14 protein-coding genes are annotated in these 15,801 nt (G+C 72.5%); 8 read left to right on the top strand and 6 right to left on the bottom strand.

Features of this window, described 5'->3' with window-relative positions; genetic code table 11:
* Window positions 1-181: 181 nt before the first annotated feature.
* The 3 genes from C1729_RS04840 to C1729_RS14530 all read left to right on the top strand — a co-directional run bounded on the left by C1729_RS04840 (window position 182) and on the right by C1729_RS14530 (window position 1,641).
* Window positions 182-550 (top strand): LysM peptidoglycan-binding domain-containing protein, encoded by a 369-nt coding sequence (locus tag C1729_RS04840; protein WP_102508941.1) that lies wholly within the window; start codon window positions 182-184, stop codon window positions 548-550.
* Window positions 551-714: 164 nt separating this feature from the next.
* Window positions 715-1,221: a transcriptional regulator NrdR gene (gene nrdR, locus C1729_RS04835; RefSeq protein ID WP_102508940.1), complete on the top strand. Its 507-nt coding sequence runs from the start codon at window positions 715-717 to the stop codon at window positions 1,219-1,221.
* A gap of 243 nt (window positions 1,222-1,464) precedes the next feature.
* The gene (locus C1729_RS14530; RefSeq protein WP_165375417.1) at window positions 1,465-1,641 is read left to right on the top strand and encodes a DUF5302 domain-containing protein; all 177 of its coding nucleotides are present in this window, start codon (window positions 1,465-1,467) and stop codon (window positions 1,639-1,641) included.
* 156 nt (window positions 1,642-1,797) lie between these two features.
* Here C1729_RS14530 and serA read toward each other — a convergent pair whose 3' ends face one another.
* Together serA and C1729_RS04825 are read right to left on the bottom strand one after the other, a co-directional pair.
* The gene (gene serA / locus C1729_RS04830) at window positions 1,798-2,994 is read right to left on the bottom strand and encodes a phosphoglycerate dehydrogenase (RefSeq protein WP_102508939.1); all 1,197 of its coding nucleotides are present in this window, start codon (window positions 2,992-2,994) and stop codon (window positions 1,798-1,800) included.
* Between the two features lie 66 nt (window positions 2,995-3,060).
* A complete protein-coding gene (locus tag C1729_RS04825; protein WP_102508938.1) occupies window positions 3,061-5,352 on the bottom strand; it encodes a HelD family protein in 2,292 nt (763 codons plus the stop codon).
* 128 nt (window positions 5,353-5,480) lie between these two features.
* Here C1729_RS04825 and C1729_RS04820 point away from each other — a divergent pair, with 128 nt between their 5' ends.
* Complete coding sequence (locus C1729_RS04820) at window positions 5,481-6,428, top strand: PAC2 family protein (protein WP_102508937.1); 948 nt, start codon at window positions 5,481-5,483, stop codon at window positions 6,426-6,428.
* Between the two features lie 21 nt (window positions 6,429-6,449).
* Here the strand turns inward: C1729_RS04820 and C1729_RS04815 are convergent, their stop codons facing one another.
* A complete protein-coding gene (locus C1729_RS04815) occupies window positions 6,450-7,424 on the bottom strand; it encodes a spermidine synthase (RefSeq protein ID WP_207204563.1) in 975 nt (324 codons plus the stop codon).
* A gap of 78 nt (window positions 7,425-7,502) precedes the next feature.
* Between C1729_RS04815 and C1729_RS04810 the strand changes: the two genes are divergently transcribed.
* The 3 genes from C1729_RS04810 to C1729_RS04800 all read left to right on the top strand — a co-directional run bounded on the left by C1729_RS04810 (window position 7,503) and on the right by C1729_RS04800 (window position 9,854).
* Window positions 7,503-7,979: an SAV_6107 family HEPN domain-containing protein gene (locus C1729_RS04810; RefSeq protein WP_129590665.1), complete on the top strand. Its 477-nt coding sequence runs from the start codon at window positions 7,503-7,505 to the stop codon at window positions 7,977-7,979.
* A 16-nt stretch (window positions 7,980-7,995) separates the two neighbouring features.
* On the top strand, window positions 7,996-9,300 hold the full coding sequence (gene dinB, locus C1729_RS04805; protein WP_102510525.1) for a DNA polymerase IV: 1,305 nt from the start codon (window positions 7,996-7,998) through the stop codon (window positions 9,298-9,300).
* A 146-nt stretch (window positions 9,301-9,446) separates the two neighbouring features.
* Window positions 9,447-9,854, top strand: a complete 408-nt coding sequence (locus tag C1729_RS04800; RefSeq protein ID WP_102508935.1) for a DUF3040 domain-containing protein — start codon at window positions 9,447-9,449, stop codon at window positions 9,852-9,854.
* Between the two features lie 276 nt (window positions 9,855-10,130).
* On the opposite strand, the gene C1729_RS04795 is transcribed toward C1729_RS04800, so the two are convergent.
* The 3 genes from C1729_RS04795 to C1729_RS04785 are packed head-to-tail and all read right to left on the bottom strand — an operon-like array spanning window position 10,131 to window position 14,697.
* Window positions 10,131-12,449 (bottom strand): transglutaminase TgpA family protein, encoded by a 2,319-nt coding sequence (locus tag C1729_RS04795; protein ID WP_165375416.1) that lies wholly within the window; start codon window positions 12,447-12,449, stop codon window positions 10,131-10,133.
* Window positions 12,446-13,723: a DUF58 domain-containing protein gene (locus C1729_RS04790; RefSeq protein ID WP_102508933.1), complete on the bottom strand. Its 1,278-nt coding sequence runs from the start codon at window positions 13,721-13,723 to the stop codon at window positions 12,446-12,448. The genes C1729_RS04795 and C1729_RS04790 overlap by 4 nt, the downstream gene beginning before the upstream one ends.
* Entirely contained in the window at window positions 13,720-14,697 is a 978-nt protein-coding gene (locus tag C1729_RS04785; protein WP_242493714.1) for an AAA family ATPase, read from the bottom strand. Before C1729_RS04785 ends, C1729_RS04790 begins: the two co-directional genes overlap by 4 nt.
* Before the next feature lie 606 nt (window positions 14,698-15,303).
* On the opposite strand from C1729_RS04785, the gene mraZ reads away from it, so the two are divergent.
* Window positions 15,304-15,738 (top strand): division/cell wall cluster transcriptional repressor MraZ, encoded by a 435-nt coding sequence (gene mraZ / locus C1729_RS04780; protein WP_102510523.1) that lies wholly within the window; start codon window positions 15,304-15,306, stop codon window positions 15,736-15,738.
* Window positions 15,739-15,801: the final 63 nt, after the last annotated feature.

Here is a 15,801-nt window from a genome sequence, read left to right as displayed (position 1 = left end):
GACCCCCGAATGTCGGAGGCTCGTGGTCGGCTGTCCCTCGTCAGCCTAGGGGAGGACGCGGGCGGGTTCAAACATTCGTTCGATCGTGTCTCGACATCCTGTGGCGACCCTGCTAGAAATAGAACAGCAGTTCGACGAACAGGCGTTCGAGCATCGGCTCGACCGACGAAGGAGCATCGAGATGAGCACCATGAGCCTGGCAGCCTCGCCCCGCACGGCCCGTGTCGCGCCGGCGGGTGCTGAGCTCGCGCCGCTGCGTCTCACCCGGCGCGGCCGGATGGTCGTCGCTGTCCTCGTCGCCTTGGTTCTCGGCGGCGTCGCGCTCCTCTTCGCCAACGGCGCGACCGCTGACGTCCCCGAAGGTGCGCGCGCTGTGACGGTGCGGACCGTCGGCGCGGGCGAGTCGCTCTGGGCGATCGCGTCCTCCGTGACGGCTCCGGGCGCGGACGTCCGTGACGCGCTGCGGGAGATTGCCGATCTCAACGGGCTCACCGGTCCGACGCTCGCGGCGGGGCAGCAGCTGGTCGTCCCCGTGCAGGCGGTCGGCTGAGGCACCGCGTCCGGTCTCGGCTCGCCCCAGCGGGCACCGCTGCGCTGCCGCTGCGGTTCGAGGTCGTTCCTCGGCGTGGGCCCGTGGGCGCGCCGCCTTGCACAGCCCCGGGCGTGGGCCTAAGGTCGCGGTGCCAGCCGAAGTGACATCCCGTGAGGACGCTGATGCACTGCCCGTTCTGCCGGAACCCGGACTCCCGAGTCGTCGACTCGCGGACCTCGGACGACGGTCTCTCGATCAAGCGTCGCCGCCAGTGCCCCGAGTGCGGGCGGCGGTTCTCGACCGTCGAGACGTCGAGCCTCACCGTCGTCAAGCGGTCCGGCGCGACTGAGCCGTTCTCGCGCGACAAGGTCGCCGCGGGTGTCCGTAAGGCCTGCCAGGGGCGTCCCGTGAGCGACGACGACCTCGCTCTGCTCTCGCAGCGTGTCGAGGAGTCGATCCGTGGTGCCGGCAGCGCCGAGATCGACGCCAACGAGATCGGCCTCGCGATCCTCGGGCCGCTGCGCGAGCTCGACGAGGTCGCATACCTCCGGTTCGCGAGCGTGTACCAGGACTTCGGCTCGCTTGAGGACTTCGAGGCTGCGATCACCGCACTGCGCGCCGACCGGGAGGACGCCGCTCGCACGGACCTAGCCGACGGGTCGTCGGTGTCGGCACCGTCCGCAGACTGACGCGGCGCAGGCCGGCGCGACGCGGACCGACGCGACGCACACTGGCGCGACGCGTACCTTCACGACGCAGACTGACGCGACGCGTTCCGACGCGATACGGACTGACGGGATGCTGGGGGTCCCGACGCGGGCGCGTCCGCATGCCGCCACTTCCCGCGACCGCGCGCAAAAGGGGTTGGCGCTCAGCTCGCGGACGCGAGAAGGTGGAGTGCCGCACCCGCGGCACCTGACGAGGAGGCGCCCATGGCTGACCACGACGATCGTTCCGTCCCTGAGGACGTCAAGGAGAAGTTCCGCGCGGCCCTCGCCGCGAAGAAGGGCAACGAGCGCTCTGCCGAGGGGGCTGCGAACACCGGCTCCGTCCACGGGTCCGAGACCACGGGCAGCACGCAGCGCACGTTCCGCCGCAAGTCGGGCTGAGTCTCCCGGCCCTGCTCGCGTGGCACGGCTCCACTCGACCGCCTCGACGGGGCGGGCGTGCTGCGCCGTCGCCCGTACGCGACCGGACCCGCGCCCCCAGGGGGCGCGGGTCCGGTCATGTCTGAGGCACGTTCGCCGGAGCCCCGGCGCAGGGTCCTAGTCGAGGACGCGGAGCCTCACGGTCGCCTCGAGTTGCGTGAGCTCGGCGACGACGTCCGCCGAGACGTCCGATCCTGCGTCGGTGACGACGTAGCCGATATCACCACGCGTGCCGAGCAACTGGCCCTCGATGTTAACGTCGTGCGCCGCGAGGATCTGGTTGACCTTCGCGAGGACGCCGGGAACGTTGCGGTGGAGGTACGCGATGCGGCTCGCACCCGTGTTCTCGAGCGCAAGGTTCGGCAGATTGACGGAGAGTGTCGTGGAACCTGTCGTGAGGTAGTCGCGGATCTTCGTCGCGACGAACTGGCCAATCGCCTCCTGGGCCTCCTCCGTCGAGCCGCCCGTGTGCGGGGTGAGGATGACGTTGGGAAGGCCCTGGAGCTCGGAGACGAACGGGTCGCCCTTGCGCTTGGGCTCGTGAGGGAAGACGTCGACGGCGGCGCCGACGATCCGACCCGCGTTGATCTCGTCACGGAGAGCCGCGTAGTCGGGGACGAAGCCGCGCGAGAGGTTGAGGAAGATCGACCCCTGCTTCATCCGCGAGAAGTGCTCCGCCGTGAACATGCCGGCGTTGCCCGCGCGGCCGTCGACGTGGAGCGTGACGATGTCGGACACCTCGAGGAGCTCTTCGAGCGAGGCCATGCGCCGGGCATTGCCGAGCGCGAGCTTTTCGGCGGAGTCGTAGAAGACGACCGACATGCCGAGGTTCTCTGCGAGCACCGAGAGCTGGGTGCCGATGTTGCCGTACCCGATGATGCCGAGGGTGCGGCCGCGGACCTCGTGGGCCCCCGACGCCGACTTGTTCCAGATGCCCGCGTGCATCTCGTCGTTGAAGACGGTGAGGCGCCGCGTGAGGGCGATGATGTCGGCGATCGCGATCTCGACGACCGAGCGCGTGTTCGAGAACGGCGCGTTGAAGGTCGCGATGCCGCGCGTCGCGGCTCCGGCGAGGTCGATCTGGTTCGTTCCGATGCAGAACGCGCCGATGACGCTGAGCTGCGGCGCGTGCTCGAGCACGCGCGGCGTCACCGTGGTCTTCGAGCGGATGCCGAGGATGTCGACGCCGTCAAGGGCGGCGATGAGGTCGTCCTCGTCGAGGGCGCCGGTGCGGTTGACGACCTCGATGCCATGAGACGTGAGGATCTGGGTCGCGAGCGGATGAAGGTTCTCGAGGAGAAGAGCGGTAGGCACGGGGCCAGTATCGACCCGTCCGCGGGTCGGACCAAACGCAGTCCGCACGATGGACCCGGCGGTCCGTCAGGGTGCAGCGACAGCCTCCGCGATGCGAGCGGGAAGGTCGTGCGAGTGCACGAGGTGGAGCCGCTGCGTCGGGCGTGTCATCGCGACGTAGAGGTCGGACGGGGCGAGCTCGTCGGGCTCGACGAGCACGACGACGTCGTACTCGAGACCCTTGACCGTCCGCGGGTCGACGACGGAGACCGGGGCGTCGAGCTCGTCGTCACCGCGCGCGGCCCGCAGCGCGGCGTCGGGGAGGACGTCCCGCAACGCGGCGCGGAGCGCCGCCGACCGACGTGGCTCGGCGACGACGGCGACACGGCCGACGCCGTCGGCCGTGGTCCCGGACCGGACCTCAGCCGCGACGACGCGCGCTGCCTCGTGCGCGACGTCCCTCGACCAGTGGACGTGGAGCGCGTCGTCGACCTCGCGGGCCGACGTCATGGGAGAGACCGGGAGATCCGCAGCGAGGGCGGCGGAACGGGCTGCGTCGGCGACCACCGCGGGCGTCCGGTAGTTGACCGTGAGCTCCTCGAGGCGCCAGGCACCACGCAGGGGACCGTCGAGCATCGCGCGCCACGACCGCGCGCCGCCCGCGGCCGACGTCTGCGCGACGTCGCCGACGATCGTCAGGGAGCGGGTCGGGACGCGCCTCAGGAGCGAGCGCCACGCCATGGCGGTGAGCTCCTGCGCCTCGTCGACGACGACGTGACCGTACGTCCACGTCCGGTCGGCCGCGGCGCGCTCCGCGGTCGTGAGCGACGTGCCGCCCGCGGCGAAACGGTCCGCAAGGACCTCGGCCGAGACGAGAGCCCCGGTGCCCGTGCCCTTGAGGACCTCCTGCGCGTACTCGAGGTCCCGGGCCCGTGCCGCTGCGTCGGCCTTCGCCTGGGCGCGCTCCGCCTGGTCGTCCTCGCCGAGCAGCTCGGCGGCCTCGTCGAGCAGCGGGACGTCCGAGACGGTCCACGGGGAGCCCGGCTCGCGCGCGAGCGCTGCGCGCTGAGCCTCGGAGAGGTGCGGCGCGGCCTCGGCGAGCCGGTGCGGCTTCGCCCACAGGTCCTCGACGAGCCGCTGCGGGGTGAGGGGGAACCAGGCGAGGTTGAGCGTCACCCGCACGTCGCGGTGGGCGCGCAGGTCGTCGAGGACCATGCGGCGGTCCTCCTGCTCGAGCTCGACGCCCGTCGCTCGCCCGTACTGCGTCGCGAGCCGCGAGAGCATCTCCTTGACGAACGTCACGCGGGCGACGTTGTGCGGCTTGTTCGTGCGGCGAGCGCGCGCGGCGGCCTCCCGCACGTCGTCGCGACGGAGGACGAGGTCGACGCCCTCGAGCCGGAACGGGACGTCGTGCTCCGGGATGCGCTGCCGGGCGCGAACGGCACGCGCGACGACGCGTGCCATCGACGCGTCGCCCTTGAGCCGGGCCGCGAGGTCCGTCGGTTCCTCGGCGCGCGCTGAGACGCCCGGCAGGAGGTCACCCATGGTGGTTGCGACGACCCCCGTCTCGCCGAGCGACGGCAGCACCTGGTCGATGTACCGCAGGAACGCCGAGGACGGGCCGACGAGGAGGACGCCCGAGCGTTCGAGGACTCGGCGGTGCGCGTAGAGGAGGGAGGCGGCGCGGTGCAGCGCGACCGCGGTCTTGCCCGTGCCCGGGCCGCCCTGGACGACGAGCGCGCCCGCGAGGTCCGAGCGGATGATGCGGTCCTGCTCGGCCTGGATCGTCGCGACAATGTCGTTCATGCGCCCCGTGCGCTGCGCAGCCATCGCGGCGAAGAGTGCTCCCTCGCCCGAGAGATGGACCTGCTCGTCGCCGAGCGCGTCGAGGTCGAGGACCTCGTCCTCGAGCGAGACGACCTGCCGGGCGCGCGTCACGAGGTGACGGCGGCGCAGCACCCCGTCGGGGTGGACGGCGGTCGCGCGGTAGAACGCCTGGGCCGCAGGCGCTCGCCAGTCCGTGAGGATCGAGCTGTGCTCGTCGTCGGTGAGCCCGATGCGGCCGATGTGCCGGACCTCGCCGTCGGTGAGGTCGAGGCGGCCGAAGCACAGGCGGTCCTCGACGGCCTCGAGCTGGGCGATGCGGTCCTCGTAGAGCGTCGCGAAGGCGTCGCGCTCCGACCTGTTCTGCGGCGACCCCGACGGTCCCGAGCGGCGGACCTTCGCGAGCCGGCCGCGGGTCTGCGCCCGCAGGGTGTCGAGCCGGGCGTACAGCCGGTCGACGACCTCCTGCTCGGAGAGGATCTCGGACGAACGGGACGTTGACACCGGGCCTCCTGGGTCGGGGACGGCGCGACCTGCGCGCACGTGGCCATCCATTATGGTCCCTTGCGGGAGTCCCGGGTTCCGGCAGGTGGCCGCACGGCACGGACGGGAATGCTCTGAGCGCGACGTGCGTTGTCACGCGTGAGGCCCTGGACGGGGCCCGGACGGACGAAGGAGGACCGGTGCTCGACCCGACGGACCTGTACGAGATCGACGAGAGCGTTGCGGCGCGTCTCGGTGCGCACGAGGGCGGCACCGGGCCGGTCCTTCTGCACGCGCTCGAAGGCTTCGTCGACGCGGGCCGGACCGCCGAGCTCGTCTCGGACCACCTCGTCGACGCGTTCGAGACGGAGCGGCTCGTGACCTTCGACGCCGACGAGCTCCACGACTACCGCGGACGGCGCCCGCTCATGGACTACGACGAGGACCGCTGGACGTCGTACGCGGCGCCGCGGCTCGTCGTCGACGTCGCACGGGACGCCGAGGGGACGGCCTTCCTCGTCCTCCACGGCTCCGAGCCGGACCTGCGCTGGGAGCGTGTCGCGACCGGGCTGCAGCAGGTCGTCGACCGTTTCGGCGTCTCGCTCGTCGTCGGTGTCCAGGGCATCCCCATGGCGACGCCTCACACGCGTCCGGTGGGCGCGAGCGTGAGCGCGACCCGCCCGGAGCTCGCGGGCGTCCAGCCGCGGATCTTCGGCAAGGTCCGGGTTCCGGCGAGCTTCGGCGCGATGTTCGAGCGTCGGCTGGGGGAGTCCGGGCACGACGCTGTCGGCCTGACGATGCACGTGCCGCACTACCTCGCACAGGGGCACTTCGCGCCTGCGGCGCTCGAGGCGGTCCGCCGGGTCGAGCACGTCACGGGTCTCTCGCTGCGGGCGCACGACCTCGAGGAAGCCGCGCACGAGGCCGCCGAGGAGATCGCGGAGCGTGCGTCGGGGTCGGACGAGGTGCGTGAGGTCGTCGCCGACCTCGAGCGGCGCTACGACGCGTTCGTCGCGGCGAACGGCGGGACGAACCTGCTCGCCGAGCCTGTCGCGATCCCGTCGGCCGACGAGATCGGGGCGGCGTTCGAGGAGTTCCTCGCGGCGCAGGACACGCCCGACGACGGGCAGCGGCCCGACGAGGGCTGACCTCGGAGGACCGTCGGCCGGTCAGACGTCGCCCGGCTCCTCCACGCGAGGCTCGGCGAGCGCGGGTTCGCTCGTGACGGGCTCGTCGGCGCCGCGCCTGGCGCACCGCGCGGGGTCCTCACGGGGTGCCGCCCCGGCCGCGAAGCGGGTGAGCGCGTCCCCGTCGACGAGGGATGCGGGGACGGCGAGCCGCCGAAGCGCGCGCTCGACGTGCGCCCCGCCGAGGTCGGGGCCGGGCGCGCCTGCGCGGACTGCGGCAAGCACGAGGTTGCCGTAGCGGCGTCCCTTGAGGACTGCGGGCTCGGCGACGAGGGCAACGGAGGTCCAGCGGGTCGGCTCGGGTCCTGCGTCCGGCGCGGGGACGAGCCCCTCGAGAAGGGTGGCGACCTCGGCACGGGCGAGGCGCAGCGGCGCGCGGTCGGCGATGTTCGCGAGGTAGAGGCCGCCGGGGCGCAGTACCCTGCACACGTCGTCGGCCCAGCCCGTGGTCGTGAGATGTGCGGGCGTCGTGTCGCCGGCGAACGCGTCACGGATGACGACGTCGGCGCTGGCCGGGGCTGACGTCGCGAGGGCGGCTCGTCCGTCCTCCGCGCGCAGGCGTAGGACGGGTGAGCGTGGCAGGTCAAACCAGGTGCGGACGAGCTCGAGAAGCGTCGGGTCGGGATCGATCGCGACCTGGCGCGACCCCGGCCGCCGGGCCTCGATCCAGCGGGGCAGGGTGCATCCAGCAGCCCCGACGTGCATGGCGCGCACGGGCCCGGGGGTGACCGCGTCGAGGAGGGCGGCCATGTGCTCCATGTACTCGAACGCGAGGACGCTCGGGTCTTCGTGGACGTAGGAGCTCGGGACCCCGTTGACGAGCACGGTGACCCCGCGGGGGTCGTCGCGGTCGACGATCGCTTCTGCGGTGCCGGTCGTGATCTCGACGGGGCCGTTCGGGAGCGCGAATGTCGGTGGCTCGGTGTTCGATCGACGTCGGGAGGTGCGGCGGGCCATGGGGACCACCGTAGACGGCCCCGGAGGGCTTGACGGTCTCGAACAGATGTTCGATGATGGAGCGAGGAGGTGGCGGAGATGACAGTGACGACGATGACCCCGCGCAGGAGCCGCGCGGTCGAGGGACAGCTCGCGCTCCGTGGTGTCCAGGAGTCGACGCTCATGCGGCGCTCCGACGCCGAGATCCTCGCGGCGCAACTCTCGCAGGACCCGGTCGACCGCTTCCTCCACGCGCACTTCGCCGCGCTGCGTGCTGCGGGTGCGGTGTTGGCAGCGGTCGTGCCGCCGCGCGGCCGCGGCCGTGACCGGTCGGCGTGGGAGCAGCTTGCGGACCGCGTGCCCGAGCTCGCGGGCTGGGCCGCCGTCTTCGCCGACGCCGCTCGGGTGCGCGCCTCGGTGGAAGGTGGGCGGGTTGACCTCGTCGACGACGTGCGTGCGGACCGTGCGCTCGAGGACGCCGAGGACTTCCGTGACACGATCGACGCGCTCGTCGAGGACACGACCGGGGACACCGCCGGAGGAGCGCGTGCGCTCCGTGCCGTGCGTGCGTCATGACGGGGCGGGAACGCTCATGAGTCGGGGTCCACGGGCCGATCTTCGCGGCCGCTCGTGGGGCGACGACGACGATGGGTGCAACGTCCTCCACGTCGACATGGACGCCTTCTTCGCGCTCGTCGAGCTGGCTCGGCGGCCGGAGCTGCGTGGCCGACCCGTCATCGTCGGGGGTGCCGAGCGTGGCGTCGTGCTGTCCGCGACGTACGAGGCGCGCGCGTTCGGCGTGCGGTCGGCCATGCCGATGGCCGCAGCTCTGCGGCTCTGCCCGCAGGCTGTCGTCGTGCGTCCCGAGCACGGTCTCTACCGTGAGGTGTCGCACGAGGTCATGTCGATCCTCCGCGACGTCACGAGCCTCGTCGAGCAGCTGAGCGTGGACGAGGCATTCCTCGACGTCCGGGGTGCACGGCGCCGTCTCGGGCCCCCGGTCGTCATCGCCGAAGGCATCCGCGAACGGGTTGCACGCGCGCTCGGCATCACGTGCTCGGTCGGTATCGCGTCGACGAAGTTCGTCGCGAAGCTCGCGTCGGTCCACGCGAAGCCCGACGGCCTGCTCCTCGTGCCACGTGGCGCGACCATCCCGTTCCTCCGTTCCCTTCCGGTCGGCGCGCTGTGGGGCGTGGGCGAGCGCACCGAGGAGCGTCTTGCCCGCTACGGCATCACGACGGTCGCGCAGCTGGCCGACACGGAGGTTGAGGTGCTCCGGGGCGCGGTCGGCAGGTCGGCAGGCGCGCGGCTCCATGACCTCGCCTGGGGACGAGACCCTCGGCCCGTCGAGCCGACACGCATCGAGAAGAGCCTCGGGGCCGAGTCGACGTTCGACCACGACCGCACCGACCTCACGGAGGTTGAGGCACGTCTCCTCGGGCTTGCCGACCATGTCGCCGCACGCCTGAGGAAGCACGGACAGGTGGGTCGCGTCGTCGCGCTCAAGGTCCGCACGAGCGACTTCCGAACGCTCAGCAGGTCCCGGACGCTCGACGCCCCGACGGACGTCGGGCGCGAGATCTACCTCGCCGCGCGCGAGCTGCTCGCCGGAGTCGACCTGCGGGGGCATCCGGTCCGCCTCGTCGGTGTCCGGCTCGAGGGGCTCGTCGTGCGCGACGGAGCCGCCGTCCAGACGACCCTCGAGGAAGCGGCGGACGGGACCGTCGAACGCCGGCGTGAGGCCGAGGCCGCGATGGACCTCGTGCGGGAGCGCTTCGGCTCGTCGGCGATCGGCCCGGGTGCGTCACGGCTCGCGCCGCGGGGCGAGCAGGGCACGGCGCGGGGCGAGCAGGGCGCTGTGCGGAGCGAACGGGGCGCTGCGCCGATCGTCCGGTGACGTCGCGCGCCGGCACTCGTCCCGCCGGGGCCCCGGGCTCGGCACGCTCCGTGCGGGCCGTCACGTCGGCGCTGGGTACAACTTCCGCGCGAAGCGACCTATCCTAGAGTTGACCGCCTGTCCCGATCGATGAAGCGGGGGTGCCCATGCCACTGTCCGAGTACGAGCAGCGCGTGCTCGAGCAGATGGAGCGTCAGCTCTCCGCCGACGACCCGAAGCTCGCCACGACGCTCACCACGCCCCGCCGACGCACGGGACGCAAGATCATCGTCGCCACGGTCGGCGTGCTCGTCGGCCTGCTCCTCCTCGTCCTCGGGGTGGTCCAGAGCATTGCCGTCGTCGGCATCTTTGGCTTCCTCGTGATGTTCGGCGGCGTGACCTACGCGGTTCTCGGACCGTCGGGCACCGGGGGCAGCGGCCCCCAGGGTGTCGTCAACGACTCCGGCCACGTCACGCCCCACGCGCGGCAGCGCGGCCGCGGCAAGGCACGCGGCGAGAGTTTCATGCAGCGCATGGAGGACCGCTGGGACAAGCGCAAGGACGGCGGCCTCTGACGACGAGCCGCTGACAGCGGCTCGGCCCCTCGGGGGCGACCACACCATCTTGACGAGAGGCTCCGTGCGCACTGCGCGCGGAGCCTCTCGCGCTCCCCGGCCGCCATCGGCCGCCGCGCCCCGGCAGCAAGCTCTGGCAGCGTGCCCGGCAGCGGCAGCGGCAGCGGCAGGGGCAGGGGCAGGGGCAGGGAAGGAAAGCGCCCCGGCAGGACAGGGAAGGAGTGCCCCCGGACCGCCCAGGATCGGACCAGAACCGTGGCGGAACCTGGTCGGCTGTCAGCGGCGCGGCGCGTCGACGTCGTCGAGAGCGGAGACCGTCGCTGCGTCCGGCGCGTCGTCGGTGACCTTCCCCGAACGTTCGGCGCGGAGCCGCGCGACCTCGTCGAGCGCCTCCCGTTCGAGGCGCGCGACGGCGGCGGGGTCCGGGACGGGAGCGCCGGGTGCGTAGCGTGCGCGCTCGACCGCACGCGCCAGCTCGACGAGCCCGCCGTCGTCTCGGCCGACCCTGTCGGCGAACGCACGTGTCGTCTCGCTCGACCCCGGGACGAGCCCAGCACGCCGCGCCGCACCGAGGGTGGCACGCCAGGCCGCCTCGACGTCGCGGTGCGCCTCGGCGCGCCGCCGCACCCACAGGCCGGCGATGCCGAGCGTGACGAGGATGAGTGTCCCGACGCCCCCGATGAGCCACGGTGTGGCACCGTCGGACGTCGTGCTCGTGGGCGCGGATGCGGTGGCCGTGGCGTTCGGCCTGTCGGTGGCGCCGGTCGGGGTCGCACCGGGCGTCGCCGTTGCGACGGTCGGTTCCTCGGTCGGAGCTGCGGTCTCGTCGGGCTCGGGAGCCGTGTAGGTGGGGGCGAGACCGGACTGCGTTCCGGGAGTCGGCTCGAACCTCACCCAACCGAGCCCGGAGAAGTAGATCTCGGGCCACGCGTGCGCGTCCCGGCCCCGCACCACGTACCGGCCGCCCTCGGAGCGTCCGGGGAGGTAGCCGACCGCGAGCCGGGCAGGCATGCCCAGCGAGCGTGCCATCGCGGTCATCGCGGTCGCGAACTGGACGCAGTACCCGCGTCCGTCCTCGAGGAAGTCGAGGACTGCGTCGCTGCTCGTCCCCTCCGGAATCTCGAGCGTGTAGCGGAACTGCGGGCCGTTGCGCAGGTGGTCCTGGAGCGCGACAGCGCGGTCGTAGTCGGTCGGGGCCTCGGCGACGATGTCGGACGCGATCGCGGCGATCTCGTCGGCGCCCGGTGTCTCGGGGAGGTCGAACGACGACTTGACGGCTGGTGCGTCGCTCTCGGGGATCTCGTCGCCCCGACGAGGGGCCGATGCCGCCCGCAGTGCGTCGGCGGAGAGGTCGCGCGGGTGGAAGGTGAGAGCGGCCACGTCGCCCGAGGAGAGGTCCGGGCTCGTCGTCACGACGTCCCGCGTTCCGTCGTACGCGCTCGTCGCACCGGCGCGGGCGACAGTGCGCGGGTCGAGCGGCACGGGAAGGGTTCCGCCGCGCATCTCCTCGGTGCGCAGGTTGATCGTCACGGGAGAGCGGAGCGCGCCCGTGAACGTTCCGGGCCACAGCACGGAGCCGTCGGTGACCGCGGTCGCGCGCGAGCGCTGCGACGACCACGTGCGTCCGTCGAAGTCGTAGAGCGTGCCGGTGCGGAGGGGGCCGCGCTCCGCGGGTGACGTGATCGTGTAGCTGAACGCCTTGCGCTGCGACCGTTCGCCGAGGCTGCGTGCGAGGTCGAGGTTCTCGCCGACCTGCCCGACGCCCGTGCGGACGTTGGGAGCCTCGACGGTGCCCCAGCCGGGGACGTGGGGGAGAGCCGTGCTGAGCCCGAGCGTCCCGACGACCGTGACGGCGGTGAGCGAGCCCCAGCGGACGGCCCGCGGGCCGTACGTGCGCAGGGCCCGCTCGCGGTCTTGGGCCCACCGGTTCCCGCGCGGTGCGGGGTAACGGCGGACGATCGCGTGCGGGTCGTCGACGGCGAGGAGACCGAGGAGCGCGAGGCCGGCGACGATGACGGGCCCGGCCGACATGTCCTGGACGATGAGCAGCGGCGGGAGCCAGAGGAGGACGACGGCGACGCCGGCGAGCGCGGGCACGCGGACCGCGACGACGACGTCGGCGAGCGCGAGGACGCCGAGCGCCCCGAGGACGACGAGGAGCACGATCGGCTCGAAGGGGTCGGCCGGTGCGGCGTGCGCGGCGAGGAGGTCGGTGATCGTGCGGAGGAGGTCGAGCACGTTGCGGGCGTCGGACGGGCCGACGGCGGGGTCGAACGGAGTCGCAGTCGTCGCGGTCGCGGTCGCCGTCCCGAAGCGGCCGAGGACGAGCCACGTGCTCACGGCCGCACCGAGGAACGTCGGGGCGAGGGCGGCGAACGTCCCGACGTCGGGGCCGCGCCATGCGCGCAACGAGAGCCGCGCGAGCACGACGACGGCGCTGACGAGGAGGACGAGGCTCATGACCTCGGCGCGCCACGCGCCGGGGGTGATGACGGCGGAGAGGCCGAATGCGGAGGCGCTCACGGCGGTCGCGAGGAGCGCACCCGAGGCGATGATGCGTCCGGGGGAGGGCAGGTACTCTGCCGAGCCGTTCACGCGCGGACCCCCAGGAGCTGCTGCCACGCGTCGTCGAGGTTGTCGTCGGCGAGCACGACGGTGCGCCACCCGTGGTCGCGCAGACGGTTCGCGACGGGGTTCGGGCCGCCGGTCCGGGTGACGACGACGGCGGTGCGGGTCGCGGAGGTCGCGGCCTCGTCGCCGTACGCGGCGAGCTCGATATCGGCGGCCTCGGTGTCACCGCCGAGGACGACGACGATCTGCTCGGCGCCGCGACGTCCGCCGACGACCTCGGTGAGGCGGGCGGCGCGGGCGGCGGTGCGCGCGGCGCCGACGGGCATGGGGGTGAGGTCGATCGTCGGGTCGAGGATGCGCGCGCGGGCGGCGTCGTCGGTCGCGACGACCCGGGCACCGGCAGAGGGGGAGGCGGGGCCCGCGTCGCCGACGGCGACGAGGCGCACCGCGTGCCCGGTCTCGACGAGGTGGGTCGCGAGGGTCGCGCCGACGGAGATGATGCGTTCGAGGACGATGTCGTGCGCCGTCCTTCGAGCTGCGGGGAGGTCGACGACGACGGTCGCGGGGGTGAGGCTCGCGCCCTCGTCGACGCGGACGTGAAGCTCTCGGTGGCGGGCGGCGCTCTTCCAGTGCACGCGGCGCAGGTCGTCGCCGGGCACGTAGCGTCGCAGCGACGCGTCCTCGTCGCTCGGTTCGTTCGCGCCGGCCTGCATGGGGGAGATGCCGGCTTGGGCGAGCGCGGAACTGCCCGTCATCGGCAGGAGCCGGGGGCGGACGGCGACGGCGGTCGCCTCGCCGAGCGTCGACGTGGCGCGGCAGAGCCCGAGCGGGCCGACCCGGGTGACCTCGAGGGGGCCGAGCGGCCAGCGGCCGCGGACGGTGGGGAGGAGCACGTAGTCAAGGTGGACGTCCTCGTAGCGTGCGCGGACGAGCGCACGGAGGGGGGTGCCGGACCTCAGCGCTGGCGGGACCTCCTCGGCGAGGCCGAAGCCGTGGAGGAGGTCGGAGGACCACGCGGTGAGGTGGCGCGGAGCGACGCGTGTCGTCACGGTGACCTCGTCGCCGACGTGGGCGGGGGCTGGCCGCAGACTGCGGGTGACGGTGAACCGTCCGGACGGGTGGAGGGCGACGAGGACGATCGTCGTCGCGGCGACGGGGATGCACAGGAGCAGCCCGAGGAGGACGACCGGGGTGAGCGCGGCGACGAACCCGGACAGGACGAGGACGACCCCGGTGAGCAGCAGCCCGGTCCCACGGTGGGTGAGGCGGGCGGTGCGGGTGACGGGGCGTGCCGTCATCGGCGGGCGGGCGTGGGGACGGGGACGCGTGCGAGGACGCTGTCGACGATGTCGGTGGCGCTGCGGCCCGAGGCCCGGGCGGACGGGTTGACGACGAGCCGGTGGGCGAGGACGGGTGCGGCGAGCCGCTGGACGTCGTCGGGCGTCACGTACTCGCGGCCGCTGAGCGCGGCGACGGCGCGTGCGACACGGAGCAGCTGGACGGAGGCGCGGGGAGACGCCCCGAGTCGGACGTCGGGGTCCTCGCGGGTCGCGCGGACGAGGTCGATCGCGTAGCGCTTGACGGCCTCGGCGGCGAACACGCGGTGGACGACGTCGATGAAGCGTCCGAGCGTCGCGACGTCGGTGACGGGTTCGATCTCGTCGAGCGGGTCGGTGGTCTCGCGGCGCTCGAGCATCTCGAGCTCGGCGTCGGCCGACGGGTACCCGACGGAGATGCATGCGGTGAAGCGGTCGCGCTGAGCCTCCGGGAGGGGGTAGGTGCCCTCCATCTCGACGGGGTTCTGCGTCGCGACGACGAGGAAGGGCCGGGGGAGCTCGTGGGTCGTGCCGTCGACGGTCGCCTGACGTTCCTCCATGCACTGGAGGAGCGCGGACTGGGTCTTGGGGGAGGCTCGGTTGATCTCGTCGCCGATGACGACGTTCGCGAAGATCGGTCCGGGGCGGAACTCGAACGTGCCGTCGTGGGTGCGGTAGATCGTCATGCCGGTGAGGTCGCCGGGCAGGAGGTCGGGCGTGAACTGCACGCGGCCGACGGTGCCCCGGATGGTCCGGGCGAGGGCGCGGGCGAGCGTGGTCTTCCCGACGCCGGGGACGTCCTCGACGAGGAGGTGTCCCTCGGCGAGGAGCACGGCGATCGTCGTCATGACGACCTGGGGCTTGCCCGAGAGCACGTGCGCGAGCCGGTCGCGGATCGCGTCGCAGGTGCTGGTGATCTCGTCGAGCTCGACGGGCGTCGGCGGTGTCGTCCTCACGGGTCCTCCTCGGTCGTGAGTCGCAGCGTAGACGACGGGAGTGGTCCGGATCACCTCTGTCCCGGGCGCGGGACGGGCGGGTCATCGGGTCGTGCCGGTGCGGGAGGTGCGCGCTGACCACTTCCCCCACCTGTCTCTTATACACATGAGACGCTGCCGACGACTCCGTACGGCTAGCGCTCGCGCCGCCCTTGTTCCTGAATATTATACACATCTGACACTGTCGACGCACCACTCTGTGTCTTCTCCTCGTCTTGTCGTCTCACTTAAAAAATAAATAGCATCAGCTATGATCGCAGTATTGACACAGCCATTGATGGTGCGAACATANGCGCGGGGCGGGGGTGGGGCTGGCCCGCGGGATCCTGCGGATCTTGCCGTCCTGGAATGGGGGTGCGGGAGTGCGGTGTCGTGGGGCGCGTGAGCTGTTTTCCCATTCTTCACTCCACTCCGCTCCACCGTGTCTGACCTGCGCATACACCCGTGCTGCGGGTGATAGATCTGCCCGCGTGCCTTGTTGGTGGAGGGAAGTGGAGTACAGTGGGGCAACCGGGGACGGAGGGGAGGTGTATCCGGATGGCAGAGACGATCGCGGGGGCACCGAGCCTGCTGCTCGGCACGTACACGCCGCGCCTCGACGACAAGGGCCGGCTGCTCCTTCCCGCGAAGTTCCGCGGGCAGCTCGCCTCCGGCCTCGTCATGACCCGTGGCCAGGAGCGCTGCCTCTACCTCCTGCCCATGGAGGAGTTCCGGCGCATGTACGAGCAGATCCGTCTCGCCCCCGTGACGAGCAAGCAGTCGCGCGACTACCTCCGCGTCCTCCTCTCGGGAGCGAGCGACGAGATCCCCGACAAGCAGGGACGCATCTCGATCCCCGCGCCGCTGCGCGAGTACGCGAGCCTCGACCGCGACCTCGCCGTCATCGGCATGGGCACGCGCGTCGAGATCTGGGACGGCCCGACCTGGGAGGCGTACCTCGCCGAGCAGGAGTCCGGCTACGCCGACACCGCGGAGGAGGTGCTGCCCCCGTTCCCGTTCTGACCCGAGGGTCCACGTCCGTACGACGAGGCCTCCTCCCGCCCCATCTGGCGCACTTCCCCGGCG

The sequence above is a fragment of the Sanguibacter massiliensis genome (genome assembly GCF_900240335.1).
Lineage (GTDB): Bacteria > Actinomycetota > Actinomycetes > Actinomycetales > Cellulomonadaceae > Flavimobilis > Flavimobilis massiliensis.
Note: the sequence above shows the minus strand (reverse complement) of the source record. Positions and strands in the feature narration are given on the sequence as shown.

What these genes read in the sequence shown, in the direction of transcription:
- C1729_RS04800 (WP_102508935.1), top strand. Translation starts at nt 9,447, where the DNA reads ATGCCACTGTCCGAGTACGAGCAGCGCGTGCTCGAGCAGATGGAGCGT.
- C1729_RS04815 (WP_207204563.1), bottom strand. Translation starts at nt 7,424, where the DNA reads ATGGCCCGCCGCACCTCCCGACGTCGATCGAACACCGAGCCACCGACA.
- nrdR (WP_102508940.1), top strand. Translation starts at nt 715, where the DNA reads ATGCACTGCCCGTTCTGCCGGAACCCGGACTCCCGAGTCGTCGACTCG.
- dinB (WP_102510525.1), top strand. Translation starts at nt 7,996, where the DNA reads ATGAGTCGGGGTCCACGGGCCGATCTTCGCGGCCGCTCGTGGGGCGAC.
- C1729_RS04825 (WP_102508938.1), bottom strand. Translation starts at nt 5,352, where the DNA reads ATGGATGGCCACGTGCGCGCAGGTCGCGCCGTCCCCGACCCAGGAGGC.
- C1729_RS14530 (WP_165375417.1), top strand. Translation starts at nt 1,465, where the DNA reads ATGGCTGACCACGACGATCGTTCCGTCCCTGAGGACGTCAAGGAGAAG.
- C1729_RS04840 (WP_102508941.1), top strand. Translation starts at nt 182, where the DNA reads ATGAGCACCATGAGCCTGGCAGCCTCGCCCCGCACGGCCCGTGTCGCG.
- C1729_RS04810 (WP_129590665.1), top strand. Translation starts at nt 7,503, where the DNA reads ATGACAGTGACGACGATGACCCCGCGCAGGAGCCGCGCGGTCGAGGGA.
- C1729_RS04790 (WP_102508933.1), bottom strand. Translation starts at nt 13,723, where the DNA reads ATGACGGCACGCCCCGTCACCCGCACCGCCCGCCTCACCCACCGTGGG.